The organism is Rhizobium leguminosarum, from assembly GCF_010668065.1.
Classification (GTDB): domain Bacteria; phylum Pseudomonadota; class Alphaproteobacteria; order Rhizobiales; family Rhizobiaceae; genus Rhizobium; species Rhizobium leguminosarum_S.
In genome coordinates, this window is sequence record NZ_WUEN01000011.1 from 230,833 (window position 1) to 251,074 (window position 20,242).

General features: G+C 59.7%; 21 protein-coding genes and 1 pseudogene. 9 read left to right on the plus strand and 13 right to left on the minus strand.

What is annotated here, in order from left to right:
* Nucleotides 1-34: 34 nt before the first annotated feature.
* Nucleotides 35-805 carry a hypothetical protein gene (locus tag GR198_RS26345; protein ID WP_029874990.1) on the plus strand — a complete coding sequence of 257 codons (771 nt, stop codon included), beginning with the start codon at nucleotides 35-37 and terminating at the stop codon, nucleotides 803-805.
* Nucleotides 806-864: 59 nt separating this feature from the next.
* Here the strand turns inward: GR198_RS26345 and GR198_RS26350 are convergent.
* Together GR198_RS26350 and GR198_RS26355 are read right to left on the minus strand one after the other, a co-directional pair.
* Nucleotides 865-987 (minus strand): annotated as a pseudogene (locus GR198_RS26350) (GNAT family N-acetyltransferase); the annotation flags it as partial.
* 75 nt (nucleotides 988-1,062) lie between these two features.
* The gene (locus GR198_RS26355) at nucleotides 1,063-1,584 is read right to left on the minus strand and encodes a DUF992 domain-containing protein (RefSeq protein ID WP_029874988.1); all 522 of its coding nucleotides are present in this window, start codon (nucleotides 1,582-1,584) and stop codon (nucleotides 1,063-1,065) included.
* A 569-nt stretch (nucleotides 1,585-2,153) separates the two neighbouring features.
* On the opposite strand from GR198_RS26355, the gene GR198_RS26360 reads away from it, so the two are divergent.
* Both GR198_RS26360 and GR198_RS26365 read left to right on the plus strand, forming a co-directional pair.
* Nucleotides 2,154-2,402, plus strand: coding sequence for a membrane protein (locus GR198_RS26360; protein ID WP_017957595.1), 249 nt, complete (start codon nucleotides 2,154-2,156; stop codon nucleotides 2,400-2,402).
* Nucleotides 2,403-2,422: 20 nt separating this feature from the next.
* Nucleotides 2,423-2,782: a hypothetical protein gene (locus GR198_RS26365; RefSeq protein WP_029874987.1), complete on the plus strand. Its 360-nt coding sequence runs from the start codon at nucleotides 2,423-2,425 to the stop codon at nucleotides 2,780-2,782.
* Nucleotides 2,783-2,864: 82 nt separating this feature from the next.
* On the opposite strand, the gene GR198_RS26370 is transcribed toward GR198_RS26365, so the two are convergent.
* The 4 genes from GR198_RS26370 to GR198_RS26385 form a co-directional block, all read right to left on the minus strand.
* Nucleotides 2,865-3,029, minus strand: coding sequence for a DUF1328 domain-containing protein (locus tag GR198_RS26370; protein ID WP_003549551.1), 165 nt, complete (start codon nucleotides 3,027-3,029; stop codon nucleotides 2,865-2,867).
* A gap of 91 nt (nucleotides 3,030-3,120) precedes the next feature.
* Entirely contained in the window at nucleotides 3,121-3,711 is a 591-nt protein-coding gene (locus GR198_RS26375; protein ID WP_029874986.1) for a hypothetical protein, read from the minus strand.
* An 81-nt stretch (nucleotides 3,712-3,792) separates the two neighbouring features.
* On the minus strand, nucleotides 3,793-4,185 hold the full coding sequence (locus tag GR198_RS26380) for a VOC family protein (RefSeq protein WP_029874985.1): 393 nt from the start codon (nucleotides 4,183-4,185) through the stop codon (nucleotides 3,793-3,795).
* Nucleotides 4,186-4,286: 101 nt separating this feature from the next.
* Complete coding sequence (locus GR198_RS26385) at nucleotides 4,287-5,909, minus strand: ABC-F family ATP-binding cassette domain-containing protein (protein ID WP_029874984.1); 1,623 nt, start codon at nucleotides 5,907-5,909, stop codon at nucleotides 4,287-4,289.
* Nucleotides 5,910-6,114: 205 nt separating this feature from the next.
* Here GR198_RS26385 and GR198_RS26390 point away from each other — a divergent pair, with 205 nt between their 5' ends.
* Nucleotides 6,115-6,444 carry a DUF6665 family protein gene (locus GR198_RS26390; RefSeq protein WP_029874983.1) on the plus strand — a complete coding sequence of 110 codons (330 nt, stop codon included), beginning with the start codon at nucleotides 6,115-6,117 and terminating at the stop codon, nucleotides 6,442-6,444.
* 86 nt (nucleotides 6,445-6,530) lie between these two features.
* A complete protein-coding gene (locus tag GR198_RS26395) occupies nucleotides 6,531-7,400 on the plus strand; it encodes an aldose 1-epimerase family protein (protein ID WP_029874982.1) in 870 nt (289 codons plus the stop codon).
* A 73-nt stretch (nucleotides 7,401-7,473) separates the two neighbouring features.
* On the opposite strand, the gene GR198_RS26400 is transcribed toward GR198_RS26395, so the two are convergent.
* Both GR198_RS26400 and GR198_RS26405 read right to left on the minus strand, forming a co-directional pair.
* Nucleotides 7,474-9,063, minus strand: coding sequence for an MDR family MFS transporter (locus tag GR198_RS26400; protein WP_029874981.1), 1,590 nt, complete (start codon nucleotides 9,061-9,063; stop codon nucleotides 7,474-7,476).
* A 26-nt stretch (nucleotides 9,064-9,089) separates the two neighbouring features.
* The gene (locus tag GR198_RS26405) at nucleotides 9,090-10,274 is read right to left on the minus strand and encodes an HlyD family secretion protein (RefSeq protein ID WP_029874980.1); all 1,185 of its coding nucleotides are present in this window, start codon (nucleotides 10,272-10,274) and stop codon (nucleotides 9,090-9,092) included.
* Nucleotides 10,275-10,406: 132 nt separating this feature from the next.
* On the opposite strand from GR198_RS26405, the gene GR198_RS26410 reads away from it, so the two are divergent.
* Complete coding sequence (locus GR198_RS26410; protein ID WP_029874979.1) at nucleotides 10,407-11,054, plus strand: TetR/AcrR family transcriptional regulator; 648 nt, start codon at nucleotides 10,407-10,409, stop codon at nucleotides 11,052-11,054.
* A gap of 267 nt (nucleotides 11,055-11,321) precedes the next feature.
* On the opposite strand, the gene uxuA is transcribed toward GR198_RS26410, so the two are convergent.
* Both uxuA and GR198_RS26420 read right to left on the minus strand, forming a co-directional pair.
* Nucleotides 11,322-12,509: a mannonate dehydratase gene (gene uxuA / locus GR198_RS26415; RefSeq protein WP_029874978.1), complete on the minus strand. Its 1,188-nt coding sequence runs from the start codon at nucleotides 12,507-12,509 to the stop codon at nucleotides 11,322-11,324.
* A gap of 44 nt (nucleotides 12,510-12,553) precedes the next feature.
* Nucleotides 12,554-13,276 carry a GntR family transcriptional regulator gene (locus GR198_RS26420; protein ID WP_029874977.1) on the minus strand — a complete coding sequence of 241 codons (723 nt, stop codon included), beginning with the start codon at nucleotides 13,274-13,276 and terminating at the stop codon, nucleotides 12,554-12,556.
* A gap of 271 nt (nucleotides 13,277-13,547) precedes the next feature.
* Here GR198_RS26420 and GR198_RS26425 point away from each other — a divergent pair, with 271 nt between their 5' ends.
* From GR198_RS26425 to GR198_RS26435, 3 genes are all read left to right on the plus strand, one after another.
* Nucleotides 13,548-13,952 (plus strand): DUF2934 domain-containing protein, encoded by a 405-nt coding sequence (locus GR198_RS26425; protein ID WP_029874976.1) that lies wholly within the window; start codon nucleotides 13,548-13,550, stop codon nucleotides 13,950-13,952.
* Between the two features lie 54 nt (nucleotides 13,953-14,006).
* On the plus strand, nucleotides 14,007-14,258 hold the full coding sequence (locus GR198_RS26430; protein ID WP_029874975.1) for a hypothetical protein: 252 nt from the start codon (nucleotides 14,007-14,009) through the stop codon (nucleotides 14,256-14,258).
* 323 nt (nucleotides 14,259-14,581) lie between these two features.
* Nucleotides 14,582-15,856: an O-antigen ligase family protein gene (locus tag GR198_RS26435; RefSeq protein WP_029874974.1), complete on the plus strand. Its 1,275-nt coding sequence runs from the start codon at nucleotides 14,582-14,584 to the stop codon at nucleotides 15,854-15,856.
* A gap of 29 nt (nucleotides 15,857-15,885) precedes the next feature.
* Here GR198_RS26435 and GR198_RS26440 read toward each other — a convergent pair whose 3' ends face one another.
* The 3 genes from GR198_RS26440 to repC all read right to left on the minus strand — a co-directional run bounded on the left by GR198_RS26440 (nucleotide 15,886) and on the right by repC (nucleotide 20,169).
* Entirely contained in the window at nucleotides 15,886-17,901 is a 2,016-nt protein-coding gene (locus GR198_RS26440) for a polysaccharide biosynthesis protein (RefSeq protein ID WP_029874973.1), read from the minus strand.
* A 123-nt stretch (nucleotides 17,902-18,024) separates the two neighbouring features.
* On the minus strand, nucleotides 18,025-18,591 hold the full coding sequence (locus tag GR198_RS26445; RefSeq protein ID WP_029874972.1) for a sugar transferase: 567 nt from the start codon (nucleotides 18,589-18,591) through the stop codon (nucleotides 18,025-18,027).
* Nucleotides 18,592-18,876: 285 nt separating this feature from the next.
* Nucleotides 18,877-20,169, minus strand: coding sequence for a plasmid replication protein RepC (gene repC / locus GR198_RS26450; RefSeq protein WP_164069773.1), 1,293 nt, complete (start codon nucleotides 20,167-20,169; stop codon nucleotides 18,877-18,879).
* Nucleotides 20,170-20,242: the final 73 nt, after the last annotated feature.

The following is a 20,242-nucleotide window of genomic DNA, read 5'->3' on the forward strand; positions in this document are numbered from 1 at the left end:
TAGGTGTCAGACGCTCCGAGCAACAGGATTTCTTATGATACGCAACCCCTCGCGAAGCAATATCCTGAAACACACGGTACGATCCGATGCAGAAAAAGCGCGCATTTGTGCCGCTAACAATGCAGACCTGTATCAGGCGATGTTCCGTGCCCATGGACTGCCCGATCAGCGAACCAGTGCGTTTTGGTCAAGCGATGCAATCGCACCGCCCTACTATTCCAACATGACGACACTCGACCCGGATGCAACAGAGGAACAGCTGATTGAAATCGGTCGACTGACAGATCGGCTAGGACGGCGACCTGGTTTCAAAGACGGGTTTTCCAGGCTCGATCTCGTCAACAAAGGGTTCCAGTTGTTGTTTTCCGCATCATGGATTTGGGCTGAACCTCACAGAATTTCAGCGCGTGCGCCTCAAGATTGGGCACGCATTCGCGATGCGGCGGCACTGGATCGCTGGGAACATTCCTGGAAAGAGTCTGGTAGCCAGACCGATGCCAACGTCTTCACACCGGCCCTGCTTTCCGATCCCAACATACATATCTATGGCCGATGGGCCGGCGATAGTTTTGATGCGGGCTGCATCGTAAATCGATCAACCGAGGCTGTAGGGATCTCCAATATCTTTAACTTAACTGGTACGCTGCAGGCCTTCCGGGATGCCATGTCGTTGGCCACTATCGCCTTTTCACCCGATGTGCCGCTAGTCGGGTATGACAGTGGCGCAACGCTAAACGAAATGACAAAGCTGGGCTTCAGGTCAGTCGGCAAACTGAGGATTTGGCTAACTGACGACGCTTCCTAAGCGTCTTTCTCTATTTGTTCTCCAATAGCGTAGTTTGATGGGAAACCAACGCTACGCCCTCTATAGTGCTCCGGCGGCGTGCCGTAGCTGTCCCAGATCTTCAGATAGTGCTCAGCCAGGATCTCGTCCTCGCCGGGCGTTGCCATTCGAATATCCATCATGTCGTGATCCGGCTTGGGCATGCGAGGGTGCGGAATCGCGCCTCAGATGAGATGACGTCCCTGCCGCGATGCGGCAGGGACGTCAAAAAGGCCATATCAATTCGCTGATGTGAGCGTCATCGAGGCGCTGCCGGCCGCAACGTTGAGGCCGAGCTGACCGGTCAGGCTGACCGTCTGCAGATGGATCGAGCCGGAAGTGCCGCCAACCAGGAGATTGGCGCCGACACCGGCGCCGAGCGTGGCTTCAGCGGTAGCACCGACATAGAGGCCGGCGAGCGATCCGCGGTGATAGCCGGCGGTCGGCGCAAACACGGCCCAGATCAGGCGGCTGCGCGTGGTGAAGCCAAGGTCGATGCCGAGCTTTCTCATTTCACCCGTATAACGATCCGAAAGTTCGTTGCCGACGGTCGATTGGAAGATGCAGTCGGCCTCTTTGGAGGAACCGAGCACGTAACCCGTGCCGCCGCCGATATCGCAGGTGAGGTAACCGATCTTCACGCCATTGCGCAGGTCCGGCTCTTCATATGTCCTGGTGCCGAGATCGGCGGCATTGACCGCCCCAGCGCCGACAAACGTCAACGATACCGCGGCAAACGCCGTCGCAAGAATTTTGTTCATAAGTCTCTCCTTCTCAAATCGTGACGGGAGCATACCCGGCTACTCGCCACCAGATTCGGCAACAGATAACGGACGGAACCGCAAAACGATCCCGAACCGGCATCATTTACGCATCGCATGTCAGAGCGCCTGGGAGGGCGCAAGCGACAAACACGCTTACGGTTCAGCTCCCATTGGGACATTTCGAAGGCACCTTTTCGCGTCATCCGGTTATTTCACGATCTTGTCAGGGATGGTTGCCGGAAAGGCACGATCCTGATCGCCGTCAACTCTGAACGAACGTATCTATTTGGATAGGCGATCGATAATCGCGCAGGTTGCCATGCCGTATAGATAGCTGTACTATTTGAAGATACTCTTCATGCAGCACTGCAACTGGAGAGGAAACGGCATGATTGCTTGGCATTGCCGCAGAATTTTCGCTTGTTTTCCGGAACTCTGCTTCTGTTCGAACAGAAACTAAGTCTGAATTTGAGAAATATAATCAGGCGATATTTTCGCGGGGGCCGGACAATCGTACGCCCGCTGATCTCTATTGGAGATAACGGGTAATTTATCGGGAGGGAAAGATGCGCATACGCAGGACAAACATCATACTGGCGGGATGCCTTGCCATCTCCGCCTGCCAGTCCGGCCCGACGTCGCAGGCCGTCTCGGATCGTAATTCCGAATTCGGCTGCATCGCGGGAACCGTCGGCGGCGCGATTGTCGGTGGCTTGATCGGCAGCACAATCGGCGCCGGGACCGGGCAGGTGCTTGCAGTCGGCGCCGGCATCGGCGGCGGCGGTTACGTCGGCAACCGTCTGGCTTGCCGCTAATTGGGGAGGGATATCAAGCGATGAAGACCTTGGCTTTGGTGACCACATTCATACTGTGCCAATGCGTCGGGGCAGTGGCGCAACAACAGCAACAGCCCGGATCGATGTATCAGGGCCAGATGGATCGGCTTGACACAAATACCAGCAAGACCGTCGACCGATCGGAATACGAGACCTTCATGGGCACGGCTTTCGGAAGTCTCGACAAGAACAAGGACGGCAGCCTGCAGTCCGACGAGACGGTGCAGACCCTGACGGTCGAGCAATTCACTTTGACCGACGCGAACCACAATGGCCGCATCAGCCGAAGCGAATTCATGGAGCGGGTGATGGCGGATTTTGCGACAGCCGACCACGACCGGGACGGAAACCTTCAGTGACGGAGACGTCAAACCGAATGTGGCAATAAAGAAAAACCCGGCGAGATGTTTCGCCGGGTTTTTATACTTTAATCTGTCCGCGTTATACTTTTCGCATCAGTCGCATGACGAGCGATACGACGAACAGCACCAGGAAAATGAAGAACAGAACCTGGGCAATGGAAGCTGACGCCCCTGCGATGCCGCCAAATCCGAGGACGCCGGCAATCAAGGCCACGACGAGAAACACCAGAGCGTAGTAAAGCATCGCAATCTCCTTGTACGTTGCTGCGGAGATAACGGAGACGGCCGCATTTGGTTCCCGTCCGTCTGATGGCCGGGACATGCATCGGCTCCCTTCAGCCGAAATGAAAGGCGCCGCTGTACGTCCGGTCGCCTTCATTCGGCTCGGGAGGTTCGGCCGCATCGAGATAGGCCTTGAGCGGCCCGGTCAGGACGAACCAGATGCTGGCTCCCAACATGAAACAGGCTCCCACCGGATCGTCGATGCGGGCGATGAACGGAAGGCAGGCCGATGCAAAGAGGACGATGATCCGCACCGACCACTCCGCCTCACGTTTGGCGATGGCGCGCGCTCTCAGCGACTTGTATTCCCGAGCGCCGTAACCGCCTTGCCCTGCCTTCACAGCCGAAAGCAGCTTTCGCGCAGACGGCAGCGCCAGCATGACCAGTGCGGCGACACTGAGCGTGAAAGTCTCGCCGGCCATGACCTGCCCGCTCGCGATCAGGAGAAAGGAGAGCACGACGAGATTCCACGTCGGCTCCAGCAGCTCCGGCGGTTGCCGCGTGCGGAGATGCCAACTCCGCAGCAAACCCGCCGCGCCGTGCAGTAGCGGCTGATCGATATAACGATTGATCCAGTCCATGCCGATGCGCCCGTCCCCGATTGCATGAAGAGGCCTCCGAACACCACGGAATTTGGTCATCATCGTGGCAATAACCGCCGAATCCATTCCTCGCGTGGAAGAAGCGGCATGTCCCTACGGCCAATGACGGCAAGCAACAGCCGTCTAGCGCAATTCCTGCGCGACCTCCCAGACATGGCCCGACGGATCGGCAAAGGCTGCAGTGCGGCGGCCCCATGGACGATCGATCGGAGCGTTGAGCAGTGTGACCCCGAGTTTGCGCAGTTCTGCACAAACCGCATCGACGTCATCGGCCTTGATCGTCAGCAGCACGCGTGCGCCAGAACCGGGCGCTGACACTGCGACCGGCTCGATCAGTTGGGGCGCCTGCGCTGCATCGAGCAGGTTGATCATCGTTCCCGAGAATTTCAGGACCGCCGTTACCGAGTCTTGATAGACGACGTCGGGCGCAAAGACCTTTTGGTAGAACGCTTTGGCCGCGTCGATATCATCGACGAACAGGGTGACCACCTCGATCCGATCCAACAGCATGGGCATTTTCTCCTCCGTTGCTTCGACCAGCCAACCGAAATCGCTGGCCGGCTCTCCGCTGGTCGCTTCGACGCTGACGGTTTCGACATGCCGCACAAAGATAATCGTCAGCTTCTCAGGCCAGGCGCCTCCTGGCCGGTGCGCGCCACATATTCGGTATAGCCGCCGCCATATTGATGAATGCCGTCGGGCGTCAGCTCCAGCACCCGGTTGGAGAGTGCGGCCAGGAAATGCCGATCGTGCGAAACGAACAGCATGGTGCCCTCATATTGCGACAGCGCCTTGATCAGCATTTCCTTGGTGTCGAGGTCGAGATGGTTCGTCGGCTCGTCGAGCACGAGCAGGTTCGGCGGGTCGAACAGCATCATTGCCATGACCAGCCGCGCCTTCTCACCGCCTGACAGCACCCGGCACCGCTTCTCGATATCGTCGCCGGAGAAGCCGAAACATCCGGCCAACGCACGCAAAGGCCCCTGCCCTGCCTGGGGAAAACGGTGTTCCAACGATTGGAAGACGGTGTGCTCGCCGTCGAGAATATCCATGGCGTGCTGGGCGAAATAGCCCATCTTGACGCTGGCGCCGAGAGCGACGCTGCCTTCGTCAGGCTCGGCAGTGCCCGTCACCAATTTCAACAGCGTCGATTTGCCGGCGCCGTTGATGCCCATGATGCACCAGCGTTCCCGGCGCCGCACCATGAAATCCAGCCCGTCATAGATGCTTCGACTGCCGTATTTCTTGTGAACGTTCTTCAGGCTGACTACGTCCTCGCCGGAACGCGGCGCCGGCTGAAAGTCGAAGGAGACTGCCTGACGGCGCTTGGGCGGCTCCACCCGGTCGATCTTCTCCAGCTTCTTCACCCGGCTCTGCACCTGCGAAGCATGCGAGGCGCGCGCCTTGAAGCGCTCGATGAACTTGATCTCCTTGGCGAGCATCGCCTGCTGGCGTTCGAACTGGGCCTGCTGCTGCTTCTCGTTCTGCGCCCGCTGCTGCTCGTAGAATTCATAGTCGCCGGAATAGGCCGTCAAGGTGCCGCCGTCGATCTCGATGATCTTGGTGACGATGCGGTTCATGAACTCGCGGTCGTGCGAGGTCATCAGCAGCGCGCCCTCGTAACCTTTCAGGAATTCCTCCAGCCAGATCAGGCTTTCGAGATCCAGATGGTTGCTCGGTTCGTCGAGCAGCATGACATCGGGGCGCATCAGCAGAATGCGGGCGAGCGCCACGCGCATCTTCCAGCCGCCCGACAGTGCGCCGACATCGCCGTCCATCATCTCCTGGCTGAAGCTTAAGCCCGCGAGCACTTCGCGCGCCCGTCCTTCGAGCGCATAGCCGTCCAGCTCCTCGTAACGCGCCTGCACCTCGCCGTAACGCTCGATGATTTCCTCCATATTGTCGGCTTGTTCGGGATCAGCCATGGCCGCTTCGAGATCGCGCAATTCGCCGGCAACGATGCTGACCGGGCCGGCGCCATTCATCACCTCGGCGACGGCGCTGTGGCCCGCCATCTCGCCGACGTCCTGATTGAAGTAGCCGATGGTGACGCCCTTCTCGCAGGAGACCTGGCCTTCATCGGGCTGCTCCTCGCCATTGATCATCCGGAAGACCGTCGTCTTGCCGGCGCCGTTCGGGCCGACGAGACCGATCTTCTCGCCTCTGTTAAGAGCCGCGGACGCCTCGATGAAGAGGATGCGGTGGCTGAGCTGCTTGCTGATGTTTTCGATACGGATCATGATGTGCGCGGGAGCCTGGAAAGAGATTTTGGCGCCCTTATGCCATGCGTCGACACGGCAGGATAGGCCTGTTTCCCTCTCTTCTCGATCTCCGGAGAATGATGCCGAAAGCGCGAGCGGTTTTCGGACGGCATCATCCTCACCTTCTTTAACTTTGGGCCGGATTGGCTAATATTGTGGCTCGCGCCAACGGGAACCTGTGCCAATGAGCGTTCGTCCGCCACAGTCCTTCAGACAATCCGAGCAGGATAGAAACGGCTTCAACGTCCTCGAATACGAGCTGATGTCGGAACGCGCGGATTCTCTCGGACGTCACGGGCTGAAGGTGGAGGCGGCCCTTGCCGCCTTGAAGGCATGGACTCCCGACCGCCAAAGCGCCGAAGACCGCGAAAGGCTTCTCAACGAAGCGTCCGATGCTGTCTGGGCGTTCTTCATCCAGCGTGAGATATGCGGGTTGCGGAACAACCGCGACGCCATTCAGCGCTACGGCATCCCGAACGAAGTGATCGCGAGATTGGGCGCAATGCGGAAATAACGAGGGCGGTGGCGCCCTCTATTGGGTGGAAATCCCCGGTTCGGAACGGTATTGCTGGCTGCCGAACCAATGCGAAAGGAAACGCGATGCCAATCTCCATCCGGATCGGGAATCAGGATCTCACCGTCGATGTCTCCTCCCTCGGCGCCGAGATGCAGGCGCTCACGTCAAGCGACGGGCGCTCCTGGTTATGGACCGGCGATGCAGCCTTCTGGACCGGGCGGTCGCCGATCCTGTTTCCGATTGTCGGCAAGGCGCCGGACGACAAGGTAACGATCGACGGCACGGTCTATTCGATGGCCCAGCATGGCTTTGCCCGCCGCGGCGAATTCGTGCTTGCGGCCTCCACTGAGACGATGTGCCGGTTCGAACTGGCCGCCTCGGATGCGACGCGGGCGGTCTATCCCTTCGAATTTCAGCTGGCCGTGGTGCATGCGGTCGAGGGCCGCGCGTTGACTGTCACGGCGGAGGTCACCAATCGCGACCGGAAGCCGATGCCCTTCGGTCTGGGCTTCCATTCGGCCTTCGCCTGGCCATTGCCAGATGCTTCCGGGCGCGACCATATCGTCACGCTCGACAATAAAGGCGAGCCGGGTCTTGTGCGGCTGGAAGGCGGCCTCATCAACCCCGCGGCCCTGCCCTCCCCATTCAAAGCCGGCCGGCTGGTGCTCGATCATTCGATGTTCGAACAGGATGCAATGATTTTCCCTGATGGTGCGGGCGAAGGCCTGACTTATGGCGCCGAAGGCGGGCCGGTCATGCAGTTCCATTTCGAAAACCTGCCCAATCTTGCGCTGTGGACCAAGCCGGGTGCGCCCTTCCTTTGCGTCGAGCCCTGGCATGGAACGGCTGCGGAAGCCGGAGGCTCGAGCGAGCTGTCGGCGAGGCCGTCCACCACGATCCTGGCGCCGGGCGCTGTGGCCCGCTTCGCCTTTACGGTCGAAATTCCGCAATAGGCTTTTCGCATTTAGGCCCTCCTTCCCGAGAAAGAGGGCTTTTCGTTAGCCGGGTCTTTTAGATAGCGCCGTTTCAATGGGCGCCGGCACCGCCGCCGGCCTGCGGCCTCTTGGTGAAAAGCAGAGCAATCGCCGCCAGCACCAGCACGACGCCGATCACTGCAAATGTATCGCTGAAGCCCATGATCAGGGCCTGGCGCTTGACGATCTGGCCAAGGGCAACGGCCGCCTTCTGGGAGGCGACGGCCGGATCGGTCACTCCATGCTGGGTAAAGTAGCCGGTTAGCTGGGTCAGGCGGTCACGGACCTCGTCACGGGTCAGCGTGATCGACTGGCCGATGATATTAGAATGGAACTGCTCGCGCTTGGTCAGGATCGTGCCGAGCGAAGCCGTGCCAACCGCGCCGCCGAGATTGCGCAGCATGTTGGTCAGGCCCGAGGCAGCGGCGGCATCTGATGGAGCGATGCCGGCAGTTGTGATGGCGGTGATCGGTGTCAGCACCAGGGCTTGGCCGATGGCGCGCACGATATTCGGGATCAGGAACTGGTCGCCGGCATTATTGGCCGAGAGCGTGATGTTCATGAAACAGCTGATCGCGAAGATCGATATGCCGAGGAAGCCGATGTAACGCGCATCGAAGCGCTTCATCATCATCGGCACGAGCGGAATCAAAAGCAGCTGCGGCAGGCCGGTCCAGGCCAGCACGTTGCCGATCTGCTCGGCATTATATCGCTGCACCTGGCCGAGATATTGCGGCAGGATGTAGACGGTGCCGAAGAGCGCCACGCCGACCAGAACATTGACCAGCACGCCGATGCCGAAATTGCGCTGGGTCAGCAGCCGCAGTTTGACGAGCGGCTTCTTGACCGTCAGCTCGATCCAGATGAAGGCCGCCAGGAAGACGAAGGCGAGGATGCTCAGCTTGACGATGAAGGGCGAGGAGAACCAGTCCTCCTTGTTGCCTTCTTCGAGCACCGTCTGCAGCGCCGAGAGGCCGATCGCCATGCTAATGATCCCCGCCCAGTCACCTTCCCTCAGCAGGCCGAGCTGCATCGGCTGCTTGTCGAGCGTCAGGGCAAGGGCGACCGCCATGATGGCGCTCGGGATGGCGTTGATGAAGAAGATCGTCTGCCAGCCATAGTTTTCGGTGAGATAACCGCCGATGGTCGGGCCGATCGCCGGCGCGAAGGTGACCGAGAGCGCGAAGGCCGCAAGGCCGAGCGGCTGCTGGTGCTTCGGCAGCTTGGTCAGCACCATGGTGAAGGCCATGGGGATCAGCACGCCGCCGGCAAAACCCTGCAGGCCGCGCAGCACGATCATCGTGCCGAGGTCATGGGCGAAGGCGCAGGCGATCGAAAACAGCGGAAAGAGGACGGAATTGACGAGGATATAGCGGCGGAACGAGAAGACGTTGCTGAAATAGGCAGTCAGCGGAATGACGACGATCTCGCCGATCAGGTAGGAGGTAGAGATCCAGGCGCCGTTGTCGACGCCTGTTCCGATGCCGCCCTCGATGTCGAGAAGCGAGGCATTGGTGATCTGGATGTTGAGGATCGCCATGAAGGCGCCGATCATGCCGGCGAGAACGGCGATCCATTCCCTGGTGCTGGCGCCGGTCTTCGGCTGCGGAACGGCGATTGATGTTGCTGTGATGGTGGACATGACACGAACTCCTTGTCCCCCCGGCCCTAGCTGCGGTCGTTCTTGGTATTGATATCAGGCTGGACGGACATGCCGGGGCGAAGGTCGCCGTTTGCGGCGGCGTCACCGTCGAGCACGATCTTCACAGGAATGCGCTGGACGACCTTGGTGAAGTTGCCGGTGGCGTTGTCAGGCGGCAGCAGCGCGAATTCCTGGCCGCTTGCCGGAGCGAGGCTGTCGACATGGCCGTGATAGGTGCGGCCAGGGAACATATCGACCTCGATATCGACAGGCTGGCCGGCCTTGACGTCGGTGAGCTGGGTTTCCTTGTAGTTGGCGATGACATAGGCAGCTGTTGTCGGCACGACCGACATCAGCTGGGTGCCGGCCTGGACATATTGGCCGACGCGCAGCGTCCGGTTGCCGACGGTGCCGTCGACGGGGGCTGTGATCGTTGCATAGGAAAGGTTGAGCTCCGCCTGGTGCTGGACAGCTTGGCTGCGGGCAAGGGCGGCCTTTGCCTGGGCCAGCTCGGCGTTCAGCAGATCGACCTGCTTGACGGCGGCATCGAGCGAGGCGCTGTCGCGGACGATCGAGGCCTGGGCGGCAGCGATCTGCGAGGCGGCCTGCTGTGCCGTCTGGACCGGGGCATAACCGCTGGTGGCGAGGTTCGAATAACGCTTGTTGTTCTGCTCGGCAAAGGTCTCATTGGCGCGGTCGACATCGACGGTCGCGCGGGCGGCGGCAATCGTCGACTGCTGGATATCGAGAGAAGCCTGCTTGGCGTTGACGGTGGCTTCGGCGGCAGCGACATCGGCGCTGGCCTGATCGAGGGCTGCCTTGAAGTCGCGATCGTCGATACGGGCGAGCGGCTGACCGGCCTTGACGGTCTCGTTATCCATGACGAGGACCTCGGAGAGATAGCCTGATACCTTGGGGGCGATGGTACTGTTGTCGGCCTTCACATAGGCATCGTCGGTCGAGATATGGAAGCGACCGACCGTCCAGTAATCATGGCCGTAATAGGCGCCGGCGGCGATCAGCACCAGCGCGGTGGCGCCGAGAAGCAGGGATCGGCCGCCGCGCCTGCGGGCGGGCTTTTCCTCGGCAACGGTGGCGGCAGCTTCTGCGACGCGCGGCGGCTGGCCGGCGTCCAGGCTTGCCGGTGCGGCTTCGGCGGTGTTTTCAACGGCAGTATTGTTGTTCAAGGCATGCAGCTTCTTGATGGTCATTGTCTCTCTCCTGATGACGGTCGCTGTCACGAGGGCTGCGGCCTCTAATGGGGTGAATTCGATTTAGGAAACTTGCTATTTTCTAAAATATGCACTATAAAATGGATGTCAACATGAATTTGGAAAATCGTTATGGTCCAAAATCAACAAATTGAGAAGAGGCCGAGAGGCCGGCCGCAGATACGCTGTGACGACGACACCAGAAACCTGATCGTCGAAGCGGCAGACACCCAGTTTCACGATAACGGCTACGCGGCGGCAAGCATCGCCACGATCGCCCAGGAGGCTGGTGTTTCCACAAAGACCCTCTACCGGCTGTTTCCGACCAAGGCCGATCTCTTCGCCAGCGTGGTCTCCGAGCGTATCAGCCGCTTCCTGCTGGCGCTCGATCCCCCGATGCTTGCCGCCGCCGATCTGAGAGACGGGCTGGAGCGTATGCTGATGGCCTACGGCATGCTGACGCTTTCTGAAGATACGGTCACCATCATGCGCCTCGTCATCGCCGAGTCGGACCGTTTTCCGGAGATCGCCACATCCTTCTACGAACAGGCGATCCTGCGCACCAACGCGCTGATGGAAAACTGGCTGCGCCTACAGGTCGACCGCGGCCTCATTGCACTCGACGATCCGCATCTGGCCTGCGGCATGCTGCGTGGCATGATGGCCATGGAGCCGCAGCGCGCGGCGATCCTGCGCCAGGAGCCGCCGCCGAAGATCGAGGCGATCCAGGCGCGGGCGAAGATGTGCGCCGATCTTTTCCTGAAAGGTTGCGCGCTCTGAAGCATCGCTCGGGCTTCAGAGCGCAATGATTTTTGTTTACGGGCGAGCACTTGCTCTCCCTTCTCCCCAGCGGTGAGAAGATGCCCGAAGGGCAGATGAGGGGGCGAGCGACGATAGGAGCGAGTGCACTGAGCGCAAGCGAAGGGCAATATTGAGCGGTGTGCCGTGAAGCCCCCTCATCGCCTCGCTATCGCTCGGGCACTTCTCCCCGCTGGGGAGAAGAGACAAGTGGCAACGTCTTGCCCCTCCTCGGCCAGAGACAACGCCTCAGCTCGGCGGCGCGCCCAGCGCATGCAGAATACCGCGCAGTTCGGCGAGGCCGCGCATGCGGCCGATCGCCGGGTAGCCTGGTGTGACGACCTTGTCGAGGTCGTCGAGCATGCGATGGCCATGGTCCGATCGGAAGACGATGGTGTCTTCGGGACTGCGGCGGCGGTCTTCCGCGACCAATTCGCTGAGAACGGCGACCATATCGACGTCGCCTTCCAGATGCGCGCTTTCATGGAATGTCCGGCCGTCACCCTCGCGTGTCGTGGCGCGCAGATGGGCGAAATGGATGCGCGAGGCAAAGCGCCGGGCGATCGCCGGCAGATCGTTTTCGGCGCGCACGCCGAGGCTGCCGGTGCAATAACACATGCCGTTCGCCGCCGACGGCACTGCATCGAAGAGAGCGGCATAGTCGTCCGCCGTCGAGGCGATGCGCGGCAGGCCGAACAGCGAACGCGGCGGATCATCGGGATGCAGCGTCAGCTTGACACCCCGGGCTTCGGCAGCCGGCGTCACCGCCTCCAGGAATTCAATCAGGTGCCGGCGCAGTCTTGCGGCATCGATGCCACTATAGGCGACGAGCTTTTCGCGGAAAGCCGGAATGGTCAGAGGTTCGGTGGTCGACCCCGGCAGAGCCGAGGTGATGATGCGGGTGATATCGGCGATCTCGTCGTCCGTCATCGCTTCGAAGACGATACGCGCCCGTTCGCGGTCTTCGCTGGAATAGTGCTGCGCCGCATCCGGCCGTTCCAGGATGAAGAGATCGAAAGCTGCAAAACGCTCGTGGTCGAAGCGCATGGCGGTGGCGCCGGTCGGCGTCACGAAATCGAGTTCGGTGCGGGTCCAGTCCACCACCGGCATGAAATTATAGCAGACGATCGGAATACCGCAGGCGGCGACCGCTTCGAGGCTGGCGATCCACGCCTCGATTTCGGCCTTCGCCTCCCCGCCCTTGCGCTTGACGGCATCGGGAATCGGGATGCTCTCGACGACCGACCAGACGAGCGGCGACCGGTCGCCGGGCGTCTTCTCGATCAGAGCCTGGCGTTCGCGCACTTCCTTCTCCGTCCAGGCCCTGCCGATCGGCACCTGATGCAGCGAAGAGACGATATTCGTCGCGCCCGTCTGGCGGACATCATCCAGCGTCACCGGCGCTTCCGGTCCGAACCATCTCCAACCCTGTCGCATCCTTCTTCCTTCCCTTTCGCTTTTCGTTTCGTGTTGGCGTGCCGTCAGCAGAAATAATCGGGGTAACGCGCGCGCAACTCGTCGACATCGGGAATGACGGCACTCAGATGATGGGTCATGGCGCTGCGCGCCGCCGCTGCATCATGGGCGGCGAGCGCATCGCGAATGATCATGTGTTCCTGCACCACATTATCCATGCGCCCAAGCACCGGCAACGTCAGGCGCCGTGCCCGGTCGATCTGCACCTTGACCGTTTTCAGGATTGCCCAGATGCCGGGATAACCCGACATCTGCGTGATCGCCTCATGGAAGGCCTCGTCCTCCTCATGGAAGCTCGAGGCATTGCCGGTCGCGGCATAGGCCTGCTGGCGGGCAATGATGGCGTCGAGACGGGCGATATCGGTGGCCGTCGCGGTCAGAGCCGCAGCCTCGACGGTCGCGCCTTCGAGCGCCTTGCGCACGACGACCGCCTCAGGGATCGCCGAGACCGGCACCCGCGACACGACGGTGCCCGACTGCGGGTAGATATCGACCAGTCCGCCTTCGGAAAGCCGGAGCAGCGCCTCGCGCACCGGCGTGCGGCTGACGCCGAAATCATCGGCGATCCGTTTTTCCTGCAGTAGCATGCCGGGCGGCATCCGCAGCGACACGATGTCTGCATAGAGGCGATCGTAGATGGCGCCGGCCGTGGTGATACGGCGCAGCCTGCCCCCGGCCTCCCGCGATGCCGGGACGACCAAACCTTCAGTTTCTGATGCTTGCCGCATGGATATACCGGAACGCTGAAACTCTGTGGCATACTAGTATATCAGTTTTATCGCCGTGCCAAGATATGCTGCTCAAGGTTCGACGCTTCGTGAAGCAAGTCGGCCCGCGGACCACGGGCTCGAGGCAAAAACATGAAACGGCAATTACGGTGCGAAAGCGCGGGTGAACGGCATAGACCTCGCCGAAATGGAAAGCCGATCTCTGCGCCGAGACACTCTTTGTTTGGAACTTAGATCGGCCAAGTTGGTTGAGATCCGCAAGGAGACCTTCATGAAAAAGCCAGCACCACGCAAGACAAGCGAAAATACGACTGACGGCGGCCGGCCGAAAACTCCACCTGCCGCGGACGCAGGCAGACGGAAGATGGTTCGGCAAGCCGCAAACCAAATCGACAGGCTTAGCAGCGGATCGGCGGCAGCCAGCCGCGAGGAGGAGATCCGAAGAAGGGCATATTCCCTGTGGGAGAAAGAAGGGAGGCCGGAAGGCAAGCACGGGCATCACTGGACCCTGGCCGAACATGAACTCGATGCGCAGCAGGGCGAAGCCGACAATCCTCCAAACCTCGCAGCATTGCGAGAGGCCTCGCGCGAACATACCGATGCATTCCTCGTCAAGACCGATCTCGAGGACGCCGATCAACGCGAAGCCTCCCCCGGCACACGCGAGCAGGATTGAACTTTCCGCCTCGCGCCAATCTCAGACCTCTTGCCATTCAGAAAGGTCCCCGACATGACCGACAAACAGAACTTGAACGCCGGATTCACCGGAACGCCCACTGAGCAGCCGGAGGGATTGACCAAGGTCGCGAAGTCGGCAGCCAAAGAGATGAAACGTGAGGCTTATGCCGTCGCCTTCGGTGCCAGACAGCACCCGCGCACAGCAAGCGCATTGCTGCTCACCACCGGCATCGTCGCATTCGGGCTTGGCTATCTCCTTGGTCGATCATCGGCGGAAGATTCGACACGCCCATATTGGCGATAGCGGCGGCCGCTTCACTTCAACGGGGCGCATGCATCGGTTCTTCGCCGATCCCGATGATGCCGCCTTCTTTCCCTCGGTACGCTCGTCGGCGGCTGGCTATCAAACCTTCACATCACGCCCGCACCTCAGACGTGTTTTCTGTTGAAGTCGGCCTTGCCGTCGCACCCATTTGCCCCCCATCATCGAATAGAACCAGGTCTGTCCGGACGCCTGTTGCCGGAATACCACGTCGAATAAAGCCATAGATTGCACCGTGATCACAGCTTGACAGCTGTGATGACGATCCTTAGCGAGGCAGCATCGACACGGTCAGGACCGGCAAAGTGAATTATTTTAGACAACTCAAGATGGCAGTGCTTTATCCGGGGGACGAGGCCGGAAGCGCGCTCGACCGAAACAACCGCATTGCCGTCTTTCTCTTTGCAATCCTTCCAGGGCTTTCGCCGAACTTTAACTCCTTCATCCTCCTCGCATCGATGGTATGGGGCGTCTACTGTCTGGCGACGGGCCGCCTCGTCTTGAACCTGTCGAAATCCGACCGGCTGGTTGCCATTTTCATGTCGATCTACCCGCTGGTGATGATCGCCAGCATCTTCATCAATCCGCCCTACTCCGAAGTACCGGACTGGATATTCCGGCTGCTGCCTTTCTTTTCCATCTGGCTGATATTGCCGCGGATGCGCCAATCTCCCGATGGCCGTCTCGTGCCGCTCTTTATCCTCGGCGCAGGCATCGGCATGATCGTCACCTTTCTTTTCAGTCTTTTGCAGATCATGTTTTTGATGGACAGAGCAGAGGCTGGAACGTCAAACGCTGCACTCCTCGGCGTGATAGGTATTCTGTTCGGCGGCATTGCGCTTCTCAACATTCAATCTCCCAGAAGCGTGGAGCAAAGAATTGCAATATTGGGATATGCCGCGGGTCTAGGCTGTGTTCTGCTTTCCGGAACGCGCTCGGCTTGGCTGGTCATTCCCATCCATATCGTCATCTTCCTCTGGTATTTTCGCAAACACAGCTTCCATCTGAGTTTGCGCAGCCTGGCTATTACCAGTTCCTTGCTGTTGGCGGGACTTATCACCCTGGGCAGCGGCCAGATCCTCCATCGCATCCAGGCGCTTCAGGAAAATCTGACATCGCTCGAACGCACCGACGGCGAGATCACGTCGCTGAGTGCCCGGTTCGCCTTGTACAAAGGCGCACTATCAGCAATCAGTAAGGACCCGTTGACGGGTTATGGCCCGCAGAACCGGATGGCTTCGGTTTTGGCAGAGCTGCCCGATAATATAAGGCCGCAGCTGCCCTACTCGCATGTCCACAACGGCTTTCTGACCGCGGGAATCGACGCCGGTGTTTTCGGTATTGCGGCACTTTCGCTGATGCTGCTGACGCCCGTGATAGGCGCGTGGAGAAAAGAAGCGGGACCGGGTCGGGATTTAGCGATTGCGCTCGCTCTTCTGCTCGTCAGCAGCTACGTCATAACGGGCAGCTTTGGCATCATGTTCAATCAGAAAGCTTTGGATCCGATCTTCGCCTACATGGTCGCCCTTATTTGTGCGGATCGCGGCGGCACGGGCTTTGCGCCCGTCGTTCGGAGCTGACGTCCGGCACCCCTTGAGCCTGCAAGACCCTACAGCGTGCCTTGAATTGTCTGAGGTAGACGCATTGGCTCGGCGCCGGTGAAAGCCAGATCCGAGACCTCACCCGTTGACGAATAGCCGGAAACAAGCTCCGCCAATGTCGCACGTGCAGCGATCATATCGTTCCGGTCCAACACCGCGTTGAGCGCGTTGAGCCTTCGCGACAGCTCGGGCCAGGACAGGAAATCCTCGCGCGCCTTCATAATCCGAGGATGTTCGGTTGTTTCAGGATTATCCCCGATCAACAGTTCTTCGAAGAGCTTCTCGCCGGGCCGAAGACCGGTAACGGACAACTCGATATCGCCTTCGGGATTGTCTTCGTCGCGGACCGCCAGCCCGGAAAGCTCCACCATCTTGCGGGCGAGATCGGCGATGCGAACCGGCTCTCCCATGTCGAGCAGGAAGACATCTCCGCCCTCCGCCATCGCGCCGGCCTGTATGACGAGTTGGGAAGCCTCGGAAATGGTCATGAAATAGCGGGTTATATCAGGATGTGTCAGCGTCACCGGGCCGCCTTCCTTGATCTGCTGCCGGAAAAGCGGCACGACGGATCCGGAGGAGCCGAGGACGTTTCCGAAACGGACCATGGAGAAATTCGTTCGCATTCCGTCGGTCGCCGCTTCCGCCGCAAGCGCCTGCAGAACCATCTCCGCCAGCCTCTTGCTGGCGCCCATCACATTTGTCGGACGCACGGCTTTGTCTGTGCTGATCAGCACGAAATTCGAGACGCCGCATTTATTGGCCGCACGTGCCGCGACCAGCGTACCCATCACATTGTTCTTGATACCTTCCACGGCATTATGTTCGACAAGGGGAACATGCTTGTAAGCGGCTGCATGATAGAGCGTCTGAGGTCGCCAGCTCTGCATGACATGTTCCATGCGATCCTGGTCGCGAACAGAACAGAGGATCGGGACGATCTGCATGTTTTCGTGTTTGTACAGTTCGGCCAGCTTCTGCAATTCGGCATGAATATTATAAAGCGCAAACTCGTTTTGATCGATGAGGATGAGGCTGGAAGGCCCGGTGCGCAGAATCTGACGGCATAACTCGCCGCCGATCGAGCCGCCAGCACCGGTGACCATCACCACCTTGTTGCGCATCGACTTGTCGAGTAGCTCCTGGCGCGGCGCGACCGCTTCTCTTCCCAGCAGATCTTCGATCTCCAGCTCTCGGATGTCGGAGACGGCGATGCGTCCCTGAGCCAGGGCAGTGAGATCCGGCAACGTGCGAACATTGACCCTTGCTTTACGGATGTGCTCCAGGATTTCGTTGCGACGCTGCCGCGATGCGGAGGGAAGAGCAAGAAGCACGTTGTGCACGCCGAGAGATTCGGCAAGCACCGGAAGATCCGAGGGGTCGTAGATCGGCAAACCACCCATGACACCGCCCTTGAGACGCGGATCATCATCCAGATAGCCGACGACATTGAGTTCGGCACTGTTGATCAAGGCACCGGCCAGTTGCCGCCCGGCCGTCCCTGCCCCATAGATCAGCACCTTGGCGAGCATATTCTTGTGAAGGATGCGCTGGTAGGCATCCCCGAGCCAGTAGCGGATACTCAACCTCGACAGCCCGATCGCAATCAACAGAAGGAAGGGCTGGAGGATGCCGACGGTTCTCGGAACACCGGGGACGCTGAGTGCTGTAAATATCGTCATGAAGGCGACGCCGTAGATCGCAATCGCCTTCAGAACAGTAATGAAAGCAGCCATATTGGCATAACGGAAGATCGCCCGATACATGCCCATGACGATGAAGATGGGAAGGGCCATGCACAGTGAAACGAAGACCGGCAGCCACTGCACACCTGTCAGCACCGTCCATTCGTTCAGGCGGAAGCAATAGGCCAGCCAAATCGTCAGAACACAAAAGCTGGAGTCCAGCAGCAAGGCCAGAGCGCGTTTGGCAACCCGCGGCATCGCCAGCAGAGGGGCGACGAGCGCTTGCATCGGCATTAAGAACCATCCTGAGCGCGGCGTCTCAGTGGGGGTATTTTCGGGCATTGCTTACCAGCGTCTCGCGGATCAATCAGACAACCACCTTCTTGTCATTTTCTGCAACGAGCGCAACTGAAATAATCGGAAAGTAAGGTCCCCCGCCCCGCTTATCTATCAGAAGTAGGTAGCTTAATGCCTTATTCCCTTACGGCGGATGACCTTCTCGGCCGTCATAAACAGGATGCTTATGTCGAAGCCGAACGAGCGGCGTTCGAGATATTCGACATCGAATTTTACCTTCTCCGGAATCGGCAATTCGTCCCGGCCATTGATCTGCGCCCATCCCGTCAGTCCGGGCAGGAGCTTGTCGACACCATGGGCCGTCCGCAACTCTATCAGATCATATTGATTGTAGAGTGCCGGCCGCGGGCCGACAAAACTCATCTTCCCCTCGAGAATGCACCAGAGCTGCGGCAGCTCGTCGAGGCTGGATTTGCGCAGAAACGAACCGATCGGTGTCAGAAAGCGATCCGGATCTTCGAGAAGATGCGTGGCAACCGTCGGTGTGTCGACGCGCATGCTGCGAAATTTCGGCATCAGGAAGATCTGATTGAAACGGCCGACACGTTTTGACCAATAGAGGATTGGTCCCGGCGAGGTAAGGCGAACACAAAGAGCGACGACAAGGCTTGGAACGAGCAGGATCGCCGCCGCAATCAAAGCCAAGAAAAAATCCACCGCCCGTTTCAAACCCATGCTCCGCAGTTCTTCCGGCTTACCGACCGTCCGCCATTCGCGCTATCGCGCTGCCGTATCGTCAAAAAGCGTTTCGCGTCAACTGCTGGGATGTGGTGTTCTCCATCGACCGACGTGCCCGCCCACCCACTTGCAGGTGACGCATCGCCTCGTAGGTTTTCGTCAAGAGCCCTAACCATCTGATCCAAAAGCAAGAAGACACCAGTCAGAAGTTATCTCGGCCTTCATTTCCGTTACACTCCGTTAACCATAATAGCTCGCGTCAGGCAGACCACGAAGTGAATTTCATCCTGTCTTCGCTCTCATCGGCGAATTGCTGCGGGCAAGGGCCATCAACATCGGTCCGATGGCGAATTCCCCTTTCTCGGCGCGTCGTGTCAGGTCGCGCAGGTAACCGCCGGCGGAGTTGATGTGCCCTGCCCTTTCGAGAACGCAGGCCATAACGGTGGCCGCATTTTCAGGTCCCATGATTTCGCAGGCCTGCTCATAGGCCGATGGGCTGACGCCGAGCATCGAGCGAACGACCACAGCCGCGGCCATCAGCTCGCGCCATGTACCGACCGAGCCCTGCGGTCCATAGGCTGCGATTTCCGGGCAGGCCTGCAGCACCAGCCCTAGTGGGAAGGATTTGAGCGCGGCGTTGGCAGCGGGGGCAGAACTTGTGGCCGGCACACGCCCGTTCTTCTCTTCATCTTTCTGTATTCGGACTGTCGGTTCGGCCCGACCCGCCGATCGATCCTCCGCCGTTGCGCCCTGCTTCATTTCGGAAGCTGGTTCAAGTTCAGTAGTGGATTGTGGATTTGAATTCTGTATGTGCCGCTCATAATGTTGGGCATTGCCGCTATGATTTTGAGTTTTAATCTGCATTTCCAACTGATTGGTGATTTCTTCACGCAGCAGTTCCAATTCGTCGAGTGCGGTGGCGACCTGCTCGGCGGAAGGCGACCGTGGCAGCCGCTCGACGACATCGCGAAAATGCAGGTGAATCCGGCTCCAATCGCCGGCGGCGCCCTCCTCCAATGCCATCTCGATGAGCTTGGCGACGTCGCGCCGGCAAAGCGTCAGGCGTTCTCTCAGCCGCTGCAGGTGCAACCGTTCCGCAACCACCTCCGCCGCCAACCGCTCGATCTCCTCAGCACGCACCAGCAGCGGGGCCAGCGAAAACCCGAATGCCTCGCGGATCTCTCCACCCTGCTCCTTGCGGGCGTAGCGCTTGCCGTTCGGGCTGTCCTTGCGGATCAGCAGCCCGGCCTCGATCAGGCTCGCCAGGTGGCGACGGATCGTCTGCTCCGCCATTCCATGTGCGCGCAGCGAGAGCTGTGCATTGGAAGGGAACACCACGAGCCCGTTTTCCTCAGAGAGCTCCCCCTTGGGGTAAAAGCTCAGCAAGGCGTTCAGGATAGCGAGCGCCCGGTCAGTGATGCCGAGCAGCGGCTTGGCCTCGCACAGGGCACGATAGAGTTTCCACTTGTCGATAGATTGGCCGGGCTCGATTTCTCGAGCAGCCGCCTGGCTTGCTAACATGCCAAGCGTCATCGGCCGCCGCCCGAAGGGCGTCGTCACATGTCCGCTTTCCATTTTCTTCGCCTTCTTCAAGGCAAAAGATCGCGGCTCACCAAATTCGGTGCCAAAGACTCTTGACTATGATTCG

What these genes read in the sequence shown, in the direction of transcription:
- GR198_RS26345 (WP_029874990.1), top strand. Translation starts at nt 35, where the DNA reads ATGATACGCAACCCCTCGCGAAGCAATATCCTGAAACACACGGTACGA.
- GR198_RS26355 (WP_029874988.1), bottom strand. Translation starts at nt 1,584, where the DNA reads ATGAACAAAATTCTTGCGACGGCGTTTGCCGCGGTATCGTTGACGTTT.
- GR198_RS26360 (WP_017957595.1), top strand. Translation starts at nt 2,154, where the DNA reads ATGCGCATACGCAGGACAAACATCATACTGGCGGGATGCCTTGCCATC.
- GR198_RS26365 (WP_029874987.1), top strand. Translation starts at nt 2,423, where the DNA reads ATGAAGACCTTGGCTTTGGTGACCACATTCATACTGTGCCAATGCGTC.
- GR198_RS26370 (WP_003549551.1), bottom strand. Translation starts at nt 3,029, where the DNA reads ATGCTTTACTACGCTCTGGTGTTTCTCGTCGTGGCCTTGATTGCCGGC.
- GR198_RS26375 (WP_029874986.1), bottom strand. Translation starts at nt 3,711, where the DNA reads ATGATGACCAAATTCCGTGGTGTTCGGAGGCCTCTTCATGCAATCGGG.
- GR198_RS26380 (WP_029874985.1), bottom strand. Translation starts at nt 4,185, where the DNA reads ATGCCCATGCTGTTGGATCGGATCGAGGTGGTCACCCTGTTCGTCGAT.
- GR198_RS26385 (WP_029874984.1), bottom strand. Translation starts at nt 5,909, where the DNA reads ATGATCCGTATCGAAAACATCAGCAAGCAGCTCAGCCACCGCATCCTC.
- GR198_RS26390 (WP_029874983.1), top strand. Translation starts at nt 6,115, where the DNA reads ATGAGCGTTCGTCCGCCACAGTCCTTCAGACAATCCGAGCAGGATAGA.
- GR198_RS26395 (WP_029874982.1), top strand. Translation starts at nt 6,531, where the DNA reads ATGCCAATCTCCATCCGGATCGGGAATCAGGATCTCACCGTCGATGTC.
- GR198_RS26400 (WP_029874981.1), bottom strand. Translation starts at nt 9,063, where the DNA reads ATGTCCACCATCACAGCAACATCAATCGCCGTTCCGCAGCCGAAGACC.
- GR198_RS26405 (WP_029874980.1), bottom strand. Translation starts at nt 10,274, where the DNA reads ATGACCATCAAGAAGCTGCATGCCTTGAACAACAATACTGCCGTTGAA.
- GR198_RS26410 (WP_029874979.1), top strand. Translation starts at nt 10,407, where the DNA reads ATGGTCCAAAATCAACAAATTGAGAAGAGGCCGAGAGGCCGGCCGCAG.
- uxuA (WP_029874978.1), bottom strand. Translation starts at nt 12,509, where the DNA reads ATGCGACAGGGTTGGAGATGGTTCGGACCGGAAGCGCCGGTGACGCTG.
- GR198_RS26420 (WP_029874977.1), bottom strand. Translation starts at nt 13,276, where the DNA reads ATGCGGCAAGCATCAGAAACTGAAGGTTTGGTCGTCCCGGCATCGCGG.
- GR198_RS26425 (WP_029874976.1), top strand. Translation starts at nt 13,548, where the DNA reads ATGAAAAAGCCAGCACCACGCAAGACAAGCGAAAATACGACTGACGGC.
- GR198_RS26430 (WP_029874975.1), top strand. Translation starts at nt 14,007, where the DNA reads ATGACCGACAAACAGAACTTGAACGCCGGATTCACCGGAACGCCCACT.
- GR198_RS26440 (WP_029874973.1), bottom strand. Translation starts at nt 17,901, where the DNA reads ATGCCCGAAAATACCCCCACTGAGACGCCGCGCTCAGGATGGTTCTTA.
- GR198_RS26445 (WP_029874972.1), bottom strand. Translation starts at nt 18,591, where the DNA reads ATGGGTTTGAAACGGGCGGTGGATTTTTTCTTGGCTTTGATTGCGGCG.
- repC (WP_164069773.1), bottom strand. Translation starts at nt 20,169, where the DNA reads ATGGAAAGCGGACATGTGACGACGCCCTTCGGGCGGCGGCCGATGACG.